This is a genomic window from Puniceibacterium sp. IMCC21224, assembly GCF_001038505.1.
Lineage (GTDB): Bacteria > Pseudomonadota > Alphaproteobacteria > Rhodobacterales > Rhodobacteraceae > Puniceibacterium.
Genome location: NZ_LDPY01000001.1, coordinates 1,144,492 through 1,161,725 on the forward strand (window position 1 = coordinate 1,144,492; position 17,234 = coordinate 1,161,725).

A 17,234-nucleotide genomic window follows, 5' to 3' on the forward strand; every position below is an offset into this window, starting at 1 on the left:
GGGGTGAAATGGATTTTCTTGGGGTTGCGCAATCGCTGACGGGACGGCGCTGGGTTGGACCTGGCGCAGAAATATCGAGGCAAGCCGAAGCGATGGCCCAGCAGACCGGGTTCGCTCCAGCGCTATGTCTGTTGCTGGCACGTCTCGGGGTGGGGGCTGACGGCGCGGCGGCCTATCTGGACCCCAAGCTGCGTGATCTGTTGCCGGACCCGCGGTCGTTGCGCGACATGGAGCTGGCGGCGGGCCGCATTCTGGATGCTGTGCGTGGTGGTGAACGGATTGCGATCTTTGCTGATTACGACGTAGATGGCGGGGCCTCAGCCGCGTTGCTGCTGGATTGGTTCGGGCAGCTTGGGGCGCGCGCGACGTTATATATTCCTGACAGGATTGACGAGGGCTATGGCCCGAACGAACCCGCGATGGCCGAGCTGGCCGCAGGGCATGATCTGATCATCTGCGTCGATTGTGGGACCTTGTCGCATGGGCCGATTGCCGCAGCTCGGGGTGCGGATGTTGTGGTTCTTGACCACCATCTGGGGGGCGAGACCCTGCCGGAGGCGTACGCCGTGGTAAACCCCAACCGCCAGGACGAGAGCGGAGATCTGGCGCATCTATGTGCTGCGGGTGTGGTGTTTCTGATGCTGGTCGAGGCCGGGCGACAGCGTCGCGCAGCAGGCGAGGCGGGTCCCGATCTAATAGGGTTACTGGATCTTGTGGCGTTGGCAACTGTGGCCGATGTCGCGCCGCTGAAAGGGGTGAACCGGGCCCTGGTGCGGCAAGGGTTGTTGGTGATGGCGCGGCGGGCGCGTCCCGGACTGGTGGCGTTGTCGGATGTGGCGCGGATTAGCACTGCGCCGTCGGCCTACCATCTGGGCTTTGTTCTGGGTCCGCGTGTCAATGCCGGGGGTCGTATTGGGCAGGCAGATCTGGGCGCGCGATTGCTGGCCTGTACAGCGGAACACGAGGCGCAGGCCATGGCCGAGCGTCTGGATAAATTGAATACAGAGCGGCGCGAGATTGAGGCTGCTGTGCGGGCCGCCGCGCTGGTGCAGGCCGAGACACGCGGGCTGGATGGGCCGTTGGTTTGGGCCGCAGGTGAGGGGTGGCATCCCGGCGTCGTTGGCATTGTTGCCTCGCGGCTCAAAGAACTGACAAACCGTCCTGCAATCGTGATCGGGCTGGACGGAGACGAGGGCAAGGGGTCGGGCCGGTCGGTCAGTGGCGTCGATCTGGGGGTCGCGATCCAGCGGTTGGCGTCGGAGGGGTTGCTGATCAAGGGCGGCGGCCACAAGATGGCTGCGGGTCTGACCGTGGCGCGCAACGCGCTGGAGCCCGCGATGGAGCGTTTGGCCGCGCTGCTTGAGCGTCAGGGTTCAGGCAGTGGTGGTGCGGCAGATCTGACGCTCGACGGAGTTTTGATGCCCGGTGCTGCAAGCGTCGATCTTCTGGAGCAGATCGAAAAGGCGGGTCCCTTTGGCGCTGGCGCTATAGGGCCGAGATTTGTCTTTCCCGACATGCAGATCCTCTTTGCCAAGCGTGTTGGGGAGGCACATCTGAAGCTGCGGTTCGGTGACGGGCTGGGAGTTCGAGTTGACGCGATCAGCTTTGGCGCGTTTGATGGGCCATTGGGACCTACGTTGCTGGAACATGGTGGGCAGCGATTCCACCTTGCCGGGCGGCTTGAAATCAACGAATGGGCCGGGCAACGTTCGGTACAGTTGCGGCTGGAAGATGCCTCTCTTTCGTCAACGCGTATGTAAGATTCCGGGTAAGATGTTGCCAGACTATAAGTTTTCGAGATGAGTGATGTTTCTTGCCCAAGGAGGGAAAAAACTTTCTGCGGAGGCGCGTTTTGTTGAAAAATCCGCTTGCGCGTCAGTCATGCTTTCCCTAGAACACGGCTCACGCCACGAGCTGGCCCGTTCGTCTATCGGTTAGGACGCCAGGTTTTCAACCTGGAAAGAGGGGTTCGATTCCCCTACGGGCTGCCAATTTTCCTAATTTTTCTTTGTTTTACTGGGCTCTACGGCGCCCAGTGTCCCACGATTTTCGGAGCGTGGGACACTCCGGGCTTCCGCAGCCGCCTCGGCGCGCACAAAAGCGCGCTCGGCGAGCTTCGCCCGGTCGACACGCTTGGTATAAATTGCAGCGGTTCTGGGGTCGCTGTGAGACAGATAGGCCATGACTTCGTAAACCGATCCCGACGCCTCTGCGATCTGCTCTGCGCGGCGCTTGCGGATGCCATGCTGAGACCGGGTCGCGCGCATCTTCGGCTTCCCATTCTTTTCCAGGACCGGGTTGCTGGCGTCGTCGAGCACAGGCTCACAGAGCCCTGCGGCGATGATCCACTTGCGGACGGCGTTGTCGAGCGAACCCGATGATGCGAAAGGCCTGCCCTTCTCGGTCAGGAGGTAGGCAGCAGCATTTACGGGAAGGTTGGCGGCCTCCAGCATGAAGTCCCATGGCAGCGGAAGCTGGACCTCCGACGAACCCTTCTTCGTAATCATGCCATTGATACCGCAGCTGGCAGTGGGTCAGTTTGAAATATCTTTTTTCTTATAGGGTCCGCGCTTCTTTGGTGCTGCATCTTCTGCCTTTTCAACCAGCTTTATAATGTCCTCAACTTCCCAAGGGCTTTCCACAAGGCCAGCGGCCATTGCTGGTGTCATGCGCAGCGTCTTGTGAGTGCGAACAAAGTTGTAGTGCATGAAGTGCAGTGCAACCGCGTAAGCGTGGTTCTCTGCCTTCTTTGAGAAAGCGTTGGTCAGGCGTGTAAAGCGACGCATCCCCATACGCATGGTCAGATTTTGACGCTCGATATGGCTGGTGCCGACTTCGGCCATGTCGGGCTTTCCAAAAATCGCCTCTTTCTTCGCGCCAGTGCATTCGGCGGGGGAATACTTGCGCTCCTGGCCCTTCTGGCCCGTCAGATCGCCGTACTGCTTGATCAGCATGGCGTAGTCCACATCACCGGAGAACGCGTCGGTGACTGCCTTGAGATAGCCGCCGTGGCCGTCTGTGGTGGTAATCCCCCATTTTTAACGTGGTGCATTCGTAGAACTTACGCGGCCATTTTCAGTTTCTGGGCGGGTGTGATGCCGCCGATGGCCATGTTCGAGCGGTCGTTGTTGTAAGTCCAGAGCCATTGTGTGGCGTGATCTTGGGCCTCCTCGATAGTTTCGATGATATATTGCAGCCATTCATGTCGGACGGTGCGGTTGTAGCGCTCGATGTAGGCGTTCTGCTGCGGCTGACCGGGTTGGATGTGCTGGAGCGTGATGCCCGTTTCTCAGCCCAGATCAGCAGCTTGCCACTGATGTATTCTGGGCCGTTATCTACTCTTATCGTCCCGGGTTTGCCGCGCCACTCGATGATCCTGTCCAAACTGCGAATGACCCGTTCAGCGGGTAGGGAAAAATCCACTTCGATGCCCAGGCCTTCGCGATTGAAGTCATCCAGCACGTTCAGCAGCCGGAATGCCCGACCATCGCCAAGCCGATCCGCCATGAAGTCCATTGACCAGGTCACATTTGGCGCATCAGGCACCGCCAGCGCGTCAGGTTTGTCCCGCTTCAACCGCTTGCGGGGTTTGATCCGCAGGTTCAGTTCCAACTCGCAGTAGATGCGGTAAACGCGTTTGTGGTTCCACGGATGACCTTTGACGTTGCGCAGGTGCAGGAAACACAGCCCAAACCCCCAGGTCTTCCGGGCGTCCGTCAGCCCGGTCAGTAGATCGGCGATCTCTTCATTCTCGGCACGCAGCTTTGGGCCATAACGATAGCAGGTCTCACTGACGCCGAAGGTCCGGCAAGCCAGAGCGATGCTTGCCCCACGTCGCGCCACTGCATTCTCGGCCATCTCGCGGCGTTGAGATGGCCCGGTCACTTTTTTGCAAGGGCTTCCTTCAGCAAGTCAGCTTGCATGCTCAGTTCCGCATACATCCGCTTCAGCCTACGGTTTTCTTCCTCCATGGCCTTCATCTGGCTGACCATGGACGCATCCATGCCGCCATACTTTGCCCGCCATTTGTAGAAGGACGCTGAGCTCATGCCGTGCTCACGGCACAGCTCAGCCACCGGCACACCGCCTTCAGCTTGGCGCAGTATCGCAAGGATCTGGGGTTCCTGTATCTTGTCATCTTCATCTGAATCTCCTCGTTCATCTTGCCATTGATACCGCAGCTTATGCGGCTTGACTGTCCGTCACGGATGCCAATGGCACCCAGTTCCACGGCAGCAATTCATCCAGCTTGTTGATCTTGTGATCGTGGATGCGGCCGAGGATGTCGGCAAGGTAGGCCTGCGGATTGAGACCGTTCAGCTTTGCCGTTTCAATGACCGTCATCGCACGTGCGAGGGTTTCCGCGCCGGTATCTGCCCCTGCAAATAACCAGTTTTTCCGTCCTATTCGAATCGGGCGCAGGGCGCGCTCGGCGGGATTGTTGTCGATGGCCACACGCCCGTCGCTCAGGAACAGGCTGAAGGCCTCCTGCCGCGCGAGGCCATAGCGGAAGGCTTTGGCCAGATCGCTTTTGCCGGGGATGCGCAGGAGCTGTTGTTCAGACCAGGCAAAGAAGGCCGTCACCTTGGGCCGGGTAAGCTTTTGGCGCGTCGCATGACGCACGTCAGCGGGCTGGCCGTTGATATCGCGCTCGATGTCGTAGAATTTGCCGATCCGGTCGAGCGCCTCGCGGGCGATCTCGGATTTGGTCGAGGTCCAGAAGTCGTGGAAGTCGCGCCGCAGGTGCGCCCAGCAGGCCGCCTCGCGCAAACGCGATGTGCCATCAGGTTCAGGCGCGTAGAGCTTGGCATAACCTTTGTAACCATCGGCTTGCAGGATACCACGCGCATCGGCGAGATGGCCAAGAACATGCTCTTCCTTCCAATCCGGCGCAAAGCGATAGACAGCCCCCGGTGGCGACGCCCCCGCCCAGGGTCGCTGATCGCGCACATAGACCCAGATCCGGCCTTGTTTGACCCCTTTGCCAAGGCCTTTGTCGCGTAAAGAGCGATCCAGCACCCGGATCGGCGTGTCGTCCGCATGCAGCAGGTCGCTGGCCATGATGTCGGCCTTGATCCGTGCGATCAGCGGCTGCAGGGTCTTCATGGCCCGCCCGCACCAGCCGACAAGCGTGCTTTCGGGAATGTCGGCCCCCATACGGGCGAAGATCTCGTGCTGGCGATACAAAGGCAGGTGATCATCGAACTTTGAGACCAGCACATGGGCCAACAGGTTCGGTCCCGCCATGCTGCCCGGGATCGGGCGGCTGGGGGCCGGTTCCTGCACCATCCGCTCACAGCGACGACAGGATTTCTTGATCCGGGCGACCTGGATTACCTTCATCTGAGCGGCGATCATGTCCAGCAGTTCGCTGACATCCTCGCCCATCGCACCAAAGGTGCGTGCCTTTACATGCGCGCTTCTGGCGCGACACGCAGATCGCCGCCACAGTCGGGGCAGCAGGCACCGGGGTTCAGTTCGCGACGCTCGCGCGGGGTCGCATCCGAGACACGTGGCCGACGACGCAAAGCGGGCGCATCGGCAGTGTCCGGTGACGGTTCATCCTGACCTTCGTTAATGGGCGCGTCATCGTCTTCGGCCACCGCGACCAACAGGTCTTCGAGTGCCAGTTCCAGCTGTTCGATCTCGCGCTCGACCTTTTCCGAGGATTTGCCAAAGGCCAGTTTCTGCAACTTGGCGATCCGCAGGCGCAGCGCCTGAACCAGCTGGTCATGGACCCGAAGCGTTGCCGATATCTTGGCGTTTTCCGCGGCGATCCGGGCATTCTCAGCCTGCAAAGCGGCGATCATCGCGCGCAATTCAGCGGGATCATCCGGCAGATTTTCAGCAGGTTTCGACATGCGACTGATTAGCAAAAGTCAGGTCGAAGAACCATATGAATAACGCCAAAACGTCAATAAAATCATCCCACCCGCGCAGGCGGAGCACCCCAATCCGGACGTCGCCAGTCGATCCCTTCCCACAACATCGCAAGCTGCGCCGAGGTCAGCCGCACCGCGCCATCTTGCGCGCTCGGCCACACAAAACGGCCCCGTTCAAGCACCTTGTAGTAAAGGCAAAATCCCTGCCCATCCCAAAACAGAAGCTTGATCCGGTCACCACGACGACCCCGAAACGCAAAAACCGCACCACTGGCAGGCTTTTGCCGCAACACGTCCTGGGTCAGTGCCGCCAGCCCCGCGATCCCCTTGCGCATATCCGTGATCCCACAGGCCAGATACACGCGAACGCCGGTGCCGGGACCGATCATGCTGCGTCCACTGCACGGATCAGCACCGACAACGCAGTCGGATCGATCGTGCTGTCAAAATGCAAACTGCGTCCACCCCGCAGGCGCAATTCAACCGCACTTGGGCGCGGCACATCAGCGACACGAGACTGCGCCACCGGCACGCCTGCTGTCACGGGTATGTCCAACGGAAAGAAAAGCGCTCCGGCATCGGGCGACCACAGACCCTTCTTCTTCAGGTCATGCCGCCAGGCATAAATCTGCTGCCGCGTGATCTCGTGACGCTGCGCCACCTGTGTCACAGTTGCCCCGTCGATCCCGACCGACATGACAATCTCGAGCTTGTCCTCGTCACGCCAGAAACGCCGCCGCTCCACCCCAAGAATTTCGCCACGCATCGCAGACCCCGCATAAGACACGTCGTGAACGACGTCTTTAGCGACGTGTCTTAAATCATCGCCCCACACCCAGGCAGGCGGTGCCAATCGCCCGGTTACCCTTCTTCGACGGCTGAAACCGGATGTAGAGACGCTCATTTCGCGTCATCTCATGCAGCGGGCCGAGGATGTGCATGTCACCGACGCGGCCCGCTGTCGCCTCAGCGAGCAGAAACCACCGGCGGGCCATCGTGCCTTCTCTGTGACACAACAGGAATTTCTCTGCGTCGGCGTCGCTCCAAGGTTCTGCACCACCCTTCTCGACATGTCCGCTCTTCACCTTGAAGACCGGGCTGTCGATCGGATAGGCGCGCAGAACGAAAGCCCGGCTGTGCGACAGCTTGATATGCGCCACTTGCAGCTTGGTGCGCTCGCCGCCGAGAACCGCAAAATCCTCGCTCCAGTCGAACTGGACGGCATCGCCAGGGTCAAAATGCAACGGCACAAAGGTCCCGCGCCCCGTCGTCTGCTGTTCACGCTGCCGATCTGCCCGCCACGATCGCGCAAAAGCCGCCACCCGGGCATAGGACCCGGTGAAGCCAAGCGCAGATCGGCGTGCAACTGGTTCACTTTGCGCCGCTGTTTGCGCGACTTTCCGGCTTCGGTCTTCCGCCGACCCGCCAGCTTCTCGGCAAAGGGGGCGATCTTACTTTGCCGTTCCGGCGTCGCGAATTTTGACCCGATGGTGTTCGCCCCTAAATGCTTGGTCACCGTATTGCGTGACACGCCCGTAAGCCGTGCTATCTGCCGGATCGATAGCTTCTGCCGCAAATGCATCCGTCGGATGATGTTCAATAGTCCCATGTGGATCACTCCGTCGCCCCCTCCGCTCACCGCTTCGAGGAAAGGTTCACATGGCTCAGTTCTCAGTGAAAATTATGCGCCTAAACTGCTCAGTTCTGGGTGAAAATCAACAGCCATGGACACTGCCACGTCTGACATCCGAGCGGTGGAATTCACCCCAGGCAGCGCTGGCGATAGCCCTGTGCTACCGGAACTGCTCGGCCAGATCCCAGAGACCACGGTCACCGCCTATGACACCCGCCGCTGTCACACCGCCATCATCGACCGCCAGGCCACTGCGATCATCCGGATCCGCAAGAATGGTCGGCCCTGGAAAGAGGACTGTCCGGCAGCCCGAGCCCGCAACGACACCCTGCGCGCTACACGGCATTATGGCCGGGCGTTCTGGAAACGCTGGGCCGGATACCACACCCGAAGTCGAATCGAAGCGAAGATGCGTTGCCTCAAGGCTTTCGGTGAACGCATCGCGGCAAGAGACCCCGACCGCCAAGCTGCAGAAATCCAGATCCGCGTCGCCCTGATGAACCGCTTCTCCGCCCTCGGCACTGCCGAGATCGTTTGCGTGGCATGACGTCAGTCGGGAAAGGGGAAGTCACGCCTCAGTCGTAAATTGCGCAACAATGCCACAGTTGTCGCTGGATTTTGTCTCAGATCAACTGACAGATGGGCGGCGGTTTCCGACGCCGACCGTGGTCGACAAGCGCACCGTGAATATCGGTCGCTCGTCGCCGACACATCCCCGTCCGGCGCCCCATGACCAGCCCCCTTTGCACAAACGAGCTAACTGCGCAAAGCTGAACACCAGAGTTTCGTTCAGGTTGGATAAAACTTGGGGGCAACGTCAAATTTTGGCACCCTGCTAGGGCGCGCGGCCTCGGAAGAGAGCCGCGCTGCAAGTCTCAGACGATTTTGATATTGGCCTTGGCGGCGTCCTTGACGAATTGGTCCAGACCCTTGTCGGTCAGCACATGGTTCGCCATCGCCTTGATTACATTTGGGGGGGCGGTGCAGACATCGGCGCCGATCTTGGCGCATTCCGACATGTGATTGGCGGTGCGGATCGACGCGGCAAGGATCTGCGTCTCGAATCCATAATTGTCGTAGATGATGCGGATGTCCGAGATCAGCTCGAGTCCGTCCATGTTCAGATCGTCCAGACGCCCGATAAACGGCGAGATGAATGTCGCGCCCGCCTTGGCCGCCAGCAGCGCCTGATTGGCGGAAAAGCACAGCGTGACGTTGACCATATTGCCCTCGTCCGACAGAACCTTGCACGCCTTGAGGCCGTCCCAGGTCAGCGGCACTTTGACCGCGATGTTCGGCGCGATTTCGGCCAGCTTGCGGCCCTCATTGATCATCGATTCAGCGTCCAGCGCGATCACTTCGGCCGAGACGGGGCCAGAGACCAGGTCGCAGATCTCTTTGGTGACTTCGAGGATGTCGCGTCCGGATTTCAGAATCAGTGACGGGTTTGTGGTTACCCCGTCCACCATGCCAAGTGCGTTCAGTTCGGCGATGGCGTCGATTTCGGCGGTGTCTACGAAGAATTTCATACTGCGCTCCTCTGCGTTGCTTGGCAATTGGTTGGCGCTGTCATACCCCAGAGTCACGGCCACAGGAACCCCAATCCTGATTGCGCTAACATGAAAGGCCCCCATGCCCCCGAGCTTCTTTGACCAAGGCGCGACAATTGCGGTGCTGACGGCGCAACCGCTGGACAAGACGCTGGATTACCGCGCGCCCGAGGGCGGCTGCTTCCTCGGCGCGTTTGTCGAGGTGCCGTTGGGCCCGCGCAAGGTGGTGGGCGTGGTCTGGGGTCCTGGAACCGGTGACTGGGACCGGGCCAAGCTGCGCGCGGTGATCAGGGTGCTGGACGCGGCACCGATGCGCGATGAGCTGCGCAGCTTCCTTGAACGGGCGGGCGACTATACGCTGACGCCGCTGCCTGCGATGCTGCGGCTTTGTACACGGGCACCGGGGCTGGGTGACCCGCCGTCGATGCGCAAGGTGTACAGGTTGGGGCAGGGCGCTGCGGATCGCATGACCGATGCCCGTACCCGCGTGCTCGCGGTATTGCGCGATCTGGGCGGGCTGTCACTGACCCTGGGCGAGCTGGCCGAGGCGGCGGGCGTGACAACAAGTGTGGTCAAGGGGCTGGTCAAGTTCGGCGCCGTTCAGGAAGAAGAGAGCCCGCGCGACACGCCGTTTCCCGTGCTCGACCCCGCGTATGGTGGCAAGGAACTGACCGGCGATCAGGCGGCAGGGGCCGAACGGTTGCGCGAAGGGCTGCGCATGGGCGGCTATGGCACCGTTTTGCTGCGCGGCGTCACCGGGTCGGGCAAGACCGAGGTGTATCTTGAGGCGGTGGCGGAATGTCTGGCGCAGGGCCGTCAGGCGTTAGTACTGTTGCCTGAAATTTCGCTGACCGCGGAATTCCTGACGCGGGTTCAGGCGCGGTTCGGCGCGCGCCCCGCCGAATGGCATTCCGGCGTGACCATGACCGAACGCCGCCGGGTCTGGAAAATGGTGGGCGAGGGCAAGGTGCAGTTCGTCGCCGGAGCACGCTCTGCCCTGTTCCTGCCGTTTCGCGATTTGGGCCTGATCGTCGTGGATGAGGAACACGACACCTCATACAAGCAGGAAGAGGGTGTACTGTACAACGCCCGCGACATGGCGGTGCTGCGCGCGTCGATTTGCGGCGCACGTGTGGTGCTCGCCTCGGCCACCCCTAGCTTGGAAAGCTGGGCCAACGCCGAGACGGGCAAATACGAGCGGATCGAACTGACCTCGCGTTTCGGTGCGGCTGTCCTGCCCGAGATGCGCGCCATCGACATGCGGGCCGAGGATCTGCCGGGCAATAAATGGGTTTCGCCCACCCTGAGGCGGGCAATCGAGGTGCGGCTGGAACAGGGCGAGCAGTCATTGCTGTTCCTCAACCGGCGTGGCTATGCGCCAGTGACGATCTGCCGGGCTTGTGGGTTTCAGATCGGATGCGACCATTGTGATGCGCGGATGGTTGAACATCGGTTCCTTAAACGGCTGGTCTGTCATCAATGCGGAGAGAGCAAGCCGGTGCCGACCAAATGTCCGTCCTGCGAGGCCGAGGATCGGTTATCCGCCGTTGGTCCCGGCGTTGAGCGGTTGGGCGAAGAGGTCACCGAGTTGTTTCCGCAGGCGCGGGTCGCAGTGCTGTCGTCAGACATGTACGGATCGGCCCGCGCCATGAAGGCCGAGATTGAGGGGATCGCCGAAGGGTCGGCGGATATCATCATCGGCACGCAGCTTGTGGCCAAGGGGCACAATTTTCCGCTGCTGACGCTGGTTGGGGTAATCGACGCCGACCTTGGGTTGCAGGGCTCGGATCTGCGCGCCGCCGAACGCACGTTTCAACTGATGCGCCAGGTGGCCGGGCGGGCCGGGCGGGCGGAAAAGCCGGGTATCGCGCTGATGCAGACCTTTCAACCCGAACATCCGGTGATCCGCGCCATCCTCGGTGGTGACGAGGAACGGTTCTGGCGCGCCGAAGCCGAAGAACGCCGTGCCGCTGGGGTGCCGCCCTATGGCCGAATGGCCGGGATCATTCTGAGTTCGACCGAGGTGCAGGAAATCTTTGACCTTGGCAATGCGCTGGCACGGCAGGACGACGCGCTGCGCAAAGTGGGCGCGCAGGTCTTTGGCCCTGCGCCGGCACCAATTGCACGGGTGCGCGGGCGGCATCGGGTAAGGTTGCTGGTCAAGGCGCCAAAGGGCGCTCCGCTGCAATCCGCGCTGCTGGCCTGGACCGGGCAGTTCCGTTTGCGCGGGCAAATCCGCATGGCAATCGATATCGACCCTCAAAGCTTTTACTGATGTCATCGCGGGTCTGCCCCGCAGTGGCGCGCAGGATTCGACATGCGTGTCGATCTAAGACGCTAAAAACGGGTTCTTTCCTGCTGGTGCCTTGTTTGTCTGTGGCCGCCCCTCTACATCTCGGGCATGAAACGCTGGATCCCTTTTGTGAAATCCGACCCGGTTGTGTCGGTTGTCCGCCTGCAAGGCACCATCGGCATGGGTGGGCGCGGTGCGCTGAACGATTCCGGCCTGCGCAGCTTGTTTGAAAAGGCCTTTCGCAAGGGAAAACCGGACGCTGTTGCTCTAGAGATCAATTCTCCTGGCGGCTCGCCGGTGCAATCGTCGCTGATTGGCAGCCGTATCAGGCGGCTCGCTGACGAAACCGGAGTCCCGGTCTTTGCCTTTGTCGAGGATGTGGCCGCGTCGGGCGGATACTGGCTGGCTTCGGCCGCGGACGAGATCTATGCCGACAGCAGCTCGATCCTTGGCTCTATCGGTGTCATTTCTTCCGGTTTCGGCGCGCAGGTGTTTCTGGCGCGGCAGGGGATCGAGCGGCGGGTGCATACTGCGGGAAAATCGAAATCCATGCTCGATCCGTTCCGTCCCGAAACCGAAGAGGATATCGCCCGGCTGAACCGGCTTCTGGGTCAGTTGCACGACAACTTTATCAACCATGTGCGCAGCCGTCGCGGTGACAAACTGGCCGCAGACCCGGATCTGTTCACGGGAGAGGTCTGGATCGGCGAAAGTGCCGTGCGGGTCGGTCTGGCTGATGGTGTGGGTCATTTGTTGCCAGTGATGAAGGAGCGCTTTGGCGACAAGGTGAAATTCCGCCGCTTTGAGATGCGCAAGCCGCTGTTTTTGCGGTTTGGCGCCCAAATGACGCAGGATGCCATAGCCGGGATCGAAGAGCGTGCGGATTTCGCGCGCTTCGGGTTGTGACGTGATCGTCAAGATTGTCAGCCTGTTTCTGCTCGGCATGGCTGTGCTGGCGATGTTTGGCAAACTGCGCGTGCCGGGAGCACGACGCCTGAGCGATCGGAAATGCCAGCGATGCGGACGCTATCGGATCGGACGCAGCCCGTGCGCCTGTGGTCACAAAAAAGGCTAGGATGGTCCGGCCCGAAAGTGCGGCCGCCGATTTTGTTTTGGCGGCTTTGTGCTGACAGCGCTCTATCTAATATATGTGGCGAGTGTTCTGAGTTTGGGATCAAAAGATGCGCGCATTGGTGATAGGCGGTGAGACGGGTCCGGGCTGGGCAGCGGCACGGTATTTGGCGGCGCGTGGTTATGATGTGGCTGTGCAGCACGCGGGTACTGCCGCGTCAATGATGCAGCTGCTGAACGAGATTCGGGCACTCGGGCGGCGGGCCGTGGCCGTCACCGAGGACCAGTCCAACATTGGGGCGTGTGCCGGACCGGTTGCCCGCGCGGCCGCAGCGTTGGGTGGTCCTGTAACATGTTTGGTCCATGCGGATACGACAGGTGTTTCTGGCGCTCTGCCAGAGCAGGGGGGCACGCTGGCTCTGACGCAGCAACTTGCGGCACAGATGGGGCCTGCGTGCGTCGATGCGCAGGGCGAGCGTCGGGCACAGGCGTCAATGATCATCCTGATTGATCGTGGTTGCGCGGGGCGGGGCGCAGCGCGGCCTGCCACTGATCAGGCCCGCCATGCGCTGACACAGTTAACCCAGACAGCGGCGCTGGCTTTTGCGCCCGCTATACGAGTGAATGCCATCGGGATCGATGCTGTTCAGCCTGGCCGAACGGGGCTGTCGGGCGGGTATGACGACGCAGATTTTGACGACCTGCTGGCGGCGCTGGGCTATCTGGACGATTCGCACGCCGTGACGGGTCAGATGCTCTGCGTGAGGGTCTAGGGATATCGTATGACGGTATACGCGCTCGGCGGGACGCCGCCGGGTGCCGCGACGGAAAGTTGTGCACCGTGTTAATAATTGTTACGAGAGCGTTACAAATCCTTCAATAAAATCAGTTGCTTGCATGTGCCTTGACATAATTTTCTTTAAAATCAGATTGTTATAGTTTCGCTTAAAAATCGGGCAGATCAGCGAAGCCAGCCGAAACCATAGAAGAATTCGGATTCGGCAAATCTTGTGCGCAGACTTGTCCACAGGAACGGTGGATGTCTTCAGTCTTGCGCGCTGGAACGAGACAGTGCAGCGAAGGGAGAGAATCAGTGTTGAAATGGTGGATTGACAGCGGCGATGACAACAGGACTTGACACCGGCTCAGAGGCCCCGCTGACCGGGTACAACTGCATACATTCCTACCTCAGGACTTTGGAAACTTCCCCCGGCGTATACCGTATGCTGGATGCGGAAAGCCGGGTGCTTTATGTCGGCAAGGCGCGCAACCTGCGCGCGCGCGTCAGCAACTATGCACGACCCACCGGACATTCAGGACGCATCGCGCGGATGATCCGCGAGACAGCGTCGATGATGTTCCTGACCACCCGCACCGAGACCGAGGCGTTGCTGCTAGAACAGAACCTGATCAAGCAGCTCAAGCCGCGCTACAATGTGCTGCTGCGCGACGACAAGAGTTTTCCCAATATCCTGATGACGGATCACACCTATCCGCAGATTACCAAGCATCGTGGTTCAAAAAAGGACAAGGGTCAGTATTTTGGTCCCTTTGCCAGCGCAGGGGCTGTGAACCGGACGCTGAATCAGCTGCAAAAGGTGTTCCTGCTGCGCAACTGCGCTGACACCATGTTCGAAGGGCGCACGCGTCCCTGTCTGCAGCATCAGATCAAACGGTGCTCCGCCCCGTGCGTCGGCAAGATCTCAGAGGCGGATTATGCGACAACAGTGCGCGATGCGATGCAATTTCTGCAAGGCAAGAGCACGCATATCCAGGCGACGCTGGCGACCCAGATGTCCGAGGCCTCCGACGCGATGGAGTTCGAACGCGCGGCGGCGTTGCGCGACCGGATTCGCGCGCTGACGCAGGTGCAGACTGCGCAAGGGATCAACCCGCGCGGCGTCACCGAGGCGGACGTGATTGCACTGCATCTCGAAGGCGGTCAGGCCTGCGTTCAGGTGTTTTTCATCCGTGCCAACCAGAACTGGGGCAATCGCGACTTTTATCCGCGTGTCGGCCCGGATGTGGACGAGGCTGAGGTGCTTGAGGCCTTTGTTGGTCAGTTCTACGACACCAAGGAACCGGCGCGGTTGTTGTTGCTGAGCCACCCGATCGAGAACACCGATCTGATGGAGGACGCGCTGAGCGGGAAGCTGGGCCGCCGGGTCGAGATCGCGGTACCGCAGCGGGGTGAAAAAGCCGAGCTGATGGAAGGGGCTGCACGCAACGCCCGCGAAAGTCTGGCCCGCCGCATGGCCGAAACGGCGACACAAGGCAAACTGCTCAGGGGGCTAGCCGAAGCTTTTGGACTGAACGCACCGCCGGGGCGGATCGAAGTTTACGACAACAGCCATATTCAGGGCACCAACGCTGTCGGCGGGATGATTGTGGCAGGGGCCGAGGGGTTCCTGAAGAACCAGTATCGCAAGTTCAACATCCGGGGTGACGATCTGGTGCCAGGCGACGATTTCGGCATGATGAAAGAGGTGTTGTCGCGCCGGTTCAAACGCTTGCTCAAGGAAGACCCGGACCGGGATAAAGGGTTGTGGCCGGATCTGTTGCTGATCGACGGTGGCGCCGGGCAGGTGTCGGCGGTGGCGTCGATCATGCAAGAACACGGGGTCGAGGATATTCCGATGGTCGGTGTCGCCAAGGGGGTGGACCGTGACGCCGGAAAAGAGGAATTCCATCGCGTGGGCCAACGCCCCTTTGCCCTGCGCCACAATGATCCGGTGCTGTATTTTGTGCAGCGTTTACGCGACGAGGCGCACCGCTTTGCCATTGGCACCCATCGCGCGCGCCGCTCCAAGTCAGTGGGTGCGACGCCGCTGGATGATGTGCCGGGCGTCGGTGCCGCCCGCAAGCGGTCGTTGTTGGCGCATTTTGGCTCGGCCAAGGCAGTGAGCCGCGCCAACCTTGCTGATCTGCGCGCGGTCGATGGCGTGTCCGAGGCGCTGGCAGAACGGATCTACGGCTTTTTTCACGAGCAGGGCTGATTGCGCGGTGCGGGGGATCAACGATCCCGCAAAAGACGAAACCCGGTAGAGGCGCCCCAACCGGCGGCAATGGCGATTGCCAGCGACAGTAGGCCGTATAGCAGCGGCTGTTCGTGCGACAGATTAAAGAGCCAGCGTTCAATTCCGACCTTGCCGACCTCGATTGTGGTTTCATGTTCCGCGATCACGATGCTGTCGCGGGTCAGCAGGATGCGGGTGCGATAGGCCCCTTCGGTCAGGTTCGCGGGCAGCGCCACGGCGGTATCAAACAATGTCTGTTGGTTCAGATCGACAGTTTCCTCGTGCAGCTGATACAGACCGCTGTTCGTGCGGACTCGGATCAGCGCTTCGGTAAAGCTCTGGGAATCCTGCACCGACATCGGCGCGCCGACCGAACGGATCGCCTGCGGGATCGAGACCGAGTGGCGCAGGTCTTCGATTTCGCTGATTGTTTCGCTCCAGGGGGCAGAGGTGGCGACGGCATAGAAGGACGGGGCCAGGTCAACCTCGACCGCGTCTACATTGACCCAGATGCCAAAGCGGCGTTCTTTGCGCCGCACCGTGACGGGCACTGACGGGCCGGACACTGCGACGATGACCTGCAGCGGTGGACCTTGGGGAATCAGGCTTTCGCGTTTGATTGCACCAAATATCAGGATCTCGGAGCCGTCGAAATTCGTGGTGATCTGAACATTGCTGCGGCTAAGACCAATGATCACCTGTTCGTCGGTCTGCGCCGAGGCGGTGGCCGGGGCCAAGCCAAGGGACAGGGCCAGAAGGTGCAGAAGACGGCGGATCATGACGCGCCACCGGACAGAGAATAGAGTTCGGACGGCTGCAACAACAACTCTAGCGCAATCTTGCCACAGACAGCCAGCACGAGGATCGCAAGGAGGATGCGGAGTTGTTCAGCCTTCAGGCGGGCACCGACCACGGTGCCGAATTGCGCGCCGACCACCCCGCCGATGATCAGCGCGAGCGCAAGGATCAGATCGACTGTCTGGCTGGTCGTGGCGTGCAGGAGGGTGGTAAATGCGGTCACAAAGATGATCTGAAACAGCGATGTGCCAATCACCACCTTGGTCGGCATGCCCAACAGGTAAATCATCGCAGGCACCATGATGAACCCGCCGCCAACCCCCATGATCGCGGCAAGGATACCGACAAATGCACCGACCATCAGTGGCGGTATTGCCGAGATATACAGCCCCGAAGTGCGGAACCGGATCTTGAACGGCAAACCGTGGACCCAGCCATGCTGACGGCGCTTTGCCGGGGCGCCACGTTTGGAACGGCGCAGCGCGCGCACGCTCTCGACAAACATCAGGGCGCCGATGACGCCAAGAAACAGCACATAGCACAGGCGGACAAGCAGATCGACCTGCCCAAGCTGGCGCAACAGGTTAAAGACATAAACGCCGATTGCGGCACCGATCAGGCCACCGATCAGCAGGACGGTACCCATGCGCAGATCAACGGTCTTGCGCCTCAGATGGGCCAGAACCGCCGATATTGACGAGGCGACGATCTGGTTGGCCCCCGTGGCCACGGCAACGGCCGGCGGGATGCCCATAAAGAACAGCAGCGGCGTGATCAGAAACCCGCCGCCAACGCCAAACATCCCCGACAGCATACCGACCAGCGCACCCACCCCCAAAAGCAGGAACAGGTTGACCGAGACTTCGGCAATGGGAAGGTAGAGCTGCATGAAATCACATTGCGCTGCGTTGCAGCAGTTGGCAACGGGGCGTTTAGTGGAAAATACTTAATGCCGACGACTGTGTTGTCACGGCGTCTTTGCACAGTGAT

The 17,234-nt window shown here is 60.7% G+C and carries 11 protein-coding genes, 1 tRNA gene and 6 pseudogenes; 8 read left to right on the forward strand and 10 right to left on the reverse strand.

Going from position 1 to position 17,234, the window contains the following annotated elements:
• Positions 1-8 precede the first annotated feature (8 nt).
• Positions 9-1,760, forward strand: coding sequence for a single-stranded-DNA-specific exonuclease RecJ (recJ, locus tag IMCC21224_RS05310; protein ID WP_047994471.1), 1,752 nt, complete (start codon positions 9-11; stop codon positions 1,758-1,760).
• A 156-nt stretch (positions 1,761-1,916) separates the two neighbouring features.
• A tRNA-Glu gene (locus tag IMCC21224_RS05315) sits at positions 1,917-1,991 on the forward strand.
• Positions 1,992-1,997: 6 nt separating this feature from the next.
• Here the strand turns inward: IMCC21224_RS05315 and IMCC21224_RS05320 are convergent.
• The 7 genes and pseudogenes from IMCC21224_RS05320 to IMCC21224_RS28445 all read right to left on the reverse strand — a co-directional run.
• Positions 1,998-2,507 (reverse strand): hypothetical protein, encoded by a 510-nt coding sequence (locus tag IMCC21224_RS05320; RefSeq protein WP_047994472.1) that lies wholly within the window; start codon positions 2,505-2,507, stop codon positions 1,998-2,000.
• A 27-nt stretch (positions 2,508-2,534) separates the two neighbouring features.
• A pseudogene (locus IMCC21224_RS05325) lies at positions 2,535-3,023 on the reverse strand (IS1 family transposase); the annotation flags it as partial.
• Between the two features lie 38 nt (positions 3,024-3,061).
• A pseudogene (locus IMCC21224_RS05330) lies at positions 3,062-4,130 on the reverse strand (IS3 family transposase).
• A 52-nt stretch (positions 4,131-4,182) separates the two neighbouring features.
• Positions 4,183-5,861, reverse strand: a pseudogene (locus IMCC21224_RS05340) (IS66 family transposase).
• A gap of 62 nt (positions 5,862-5,923) precedes the next feature.
• The gene (gene tnpB / locus IMCC21224_RS05345) at positions 5,924-6,271 is read right to left on the reverse strand and encodes an IS66 family insertion sequence element accessory protein TnpB (RefSeq protein ID WP_047994474.1); all 348 of its coding nucleotides are present in this window, start codon (positions 6,269-6,271) and stop codon (positions 5,924-5,926) included.
• A complete protein-coding gene (locus tag IMCC21224_RS05350; RefSeq protein WP_047994475.1) occupies positions 6,268-6,648 on the reverse strand; it encodes a transposase in 381 nt (126 codons plus the stop codon). Before IMCC21224_RS05350 ends, tnpB begins: the two co-directional genes overlap by 4 nt.
• Before the next feature lie 343 nt (positions 6,649-6,991).
• Positions 6,992-7,491, reverse strand: a pseudogene (locus IMCC21224_RS28445) (IS21 family transposase); the annotation flags it as partial.
• Positions 7,492-7,603: 112 nt separating this feature from the next.
• Here IMCC21224_RS28445 and IMCC21224_RS05360 point away from each other — a divergent pair.
• Together IMCC21224_RS05360 and IMCC21224_RS28450 are read left to right on the forward strand one after the other, a co-directional pair.
• A pseudogene (locus IMCC21224_RS05360) lies at positions 7,604-8,062 on the forward strand (transposase); the annotation flags it as partial.
• A 22-nt stretch (positions 8,063-8,084) separates the two neighbouring features.
• Positions 8,085-8,242, forward strand: a pseudogene (locus tag IMCC21224_RS28450) (IS3 family transposase); the annotation flags it as partial.
• 148 nt (positions 8,243-8,390) lie between these two features.
• Here IMCC21224_RS28450 and fsa read toward each other — a convergent pair.
• The gene (fsa, locus tag IMCC21224_RS05365; RefSeq protein WP_047996886.1) at positions 8,391-9,044 is read right to left on the reverse strand and encodes a fructose-6-phosphate aldolase; all 654 of its coding nucleotides are present in this window, start codon (positions 9,042-9,044) and stop codon (positions 8,391-8,393) included.
• A gap of 103 nt (positions 9,045-9,147) precedes the next feature.
• Here fsa and IMCC21224_RS05370 point away from each other — a divergent pair, with 103 nt between their 5' ends.
• The 4 genes from IMCC21224_RS05370 to uvrC all read left to right on the forward strand — a co-directional run bounded on the left by IMCC21224_RS05370 (position 9,148) and on the right by uvrC (position 15,425).
• On the forward strand, positions 9,148-11,340 hold the full coding sequence (locus IMCC21224_RS05370) for a primosomal protein N' (protein ID WP_047994477.1): 2,193 nt from the start codon (positions 9,148-9,150) through the stop codon (positions 11,338-11,340).
• 126 nt (positions 11,341-11,466) lie between these two features.
• Entirely contained in the window at positions 11,467-12,264 is a 798-nt protein-coding gene (locus tag IMCC21224_RS05375; RefSeq protein ID WP_047994478.1) for a S49 family peptidase, read from the forward strand.
• A 275-nt stretch (positions 12,265-12,539) separates the two neighbouring features.
• Entirely contained in the window at positions 12,540-13,202 is a 663-nt protein-coding gene (locus IMCC21224_RS05385; protein ID WP_047994479.1) for an SDR family NAD(P)-dependent oxidoreductase, read from the forward strand.
• A gap of 348 nt (positions 13,203-13,550) precedes the next feature.
• Complete coding sequence (uvrC, locus tag IMCC21224_RS05390; RefSeq protein WP_047994480.1) at positions 13,551-15,425, forward strand: excinuclease ABC subunit UvrC; 1,875 nt, start codon at positions 13,551-13,553, stop codon at positions 15,423-15,425.
• 17 nt (positions 15,426-15,442) lie between these two features.
• Here the strand turns inward: uvrC and IMCC21224_RS05395 are convergent, their stop codons facing one another.
• Together IMCC21224_RS05395 and IMCC21224_RS05400 are read right to left on the reverse strand one after the other, a co-directional pair.
• The gene (locus IMCC21224_RS05395) at positions 15,443-16,225 is read right to left on the reverse strand and encodes a TIGR02186 family protein (protein ID WP_047994481.1); all 783 of its coding nucleotides are present in this window, start codon (positions 16,223-16,225) and stop codon (positions 15,443-15,445) included.
• Complete coding sequence (locus IMCC21224_RS05400; protein WP_047994482.1) at positions 16,222-17,133, reverse strand: sulfite exporter TauE/SafE family protein; 912 nt, start codon at positions 17,131-17,133, stop codon at positions 16,222-16,224. The genes IMCC21224_RS05395 and IMCC21224_RS05400 overlap by 4 nt, the downstream gene beginning before the upstream one ends.
• Positions 17,134-17,234 lie beyond the last annotated feature (101 nt).

What these genes read in the sequence shown, in the direction of transcription:
- IMCC21224_RS05400 (WP_047994482.1), bottom strand. Translation starts at nt 17,133, where the DNA reads ATGCAGCTCTACCTTCCCATTGCCGAAGTCTCGGTCAACCTGTTCCTG.
- fsa (WP_047996886.1), bottom strand. Translation starts at nt 9,044, where the DNA reads ATGAAATTCTTCGTAGACACCGCCGAAATCGACGCCATCGCCGAACTG.
- uvrC (WP_047994480.1), top strand. Translation starts at nt 13,551, where the DNA reads ATGACAACAGGACTTGACACCGGCTCAGAGGCCCCGCTGACCGGGTAC.
- IMCC21224_RS05350 (WP_047994475.1), bottom strand. Translation starts at nt 6,648, where the DNA reads ATGCGTGGCGAAATTCTTGGGGTGGAGCGGCGGCGTTTCTGGCGTGAC.
- IMCC21224_RS05385 (WP_047994479.1), top strand. Translation starts at nt 12,540, where the DNA reads ATGCGCGCATTGGTGATAGGCGGTGAGACGGGTCCGGGCTGGGCAGCG.
- IMCC21224_RS05395 (WP_047994481.1), bottom strand. Translation starts at nt 16,225, where the DNA reads ATGATCCGCCGTCTTCTGCACCTTCTGGCCCTGTCCCTTGGCTTGGCC.
- recJ (WP_047994471.1), top strand. Translation starts at nt 9, where the DNA reads ATGGATTTTCTTGGGGTTGCGCAATCGCTGACGGGACGGCGCTGGGTT.
- IMCC21224_RS05320 (WP_047994472.1), bottom strand. Translation starts at nt 2,507, where the DNA reads ATGATTACGAAGAAGGGTTCGTCGGAGGTCCAGCTTCCGCTGCCATGG.
- IMCC21224_RS05375 (WP_047994478.1), top strand. Translation starts at nt 11,467, where the DNA reads ATGAAACGCTGGATCCCTTTTGTGAAATCCGACCCGGTTGTGTCGGTT.
- tnpB (WP_047994474.1), bottom strand. Translation starts at nt 6,271, where the DNA reads ATGATCGGTCCCGGCACCGGCGTTCGCGTGTATCTGGCCTGTGGGATC.
- IMCC21224_RS05370 (WP_047994477.1), top strand. Translation starts at nt 9,148, where the DNA reads ATGCCCCCGAGCTTCTTTGACCAAGGCGCGACAATTGCGGTGCTGACG.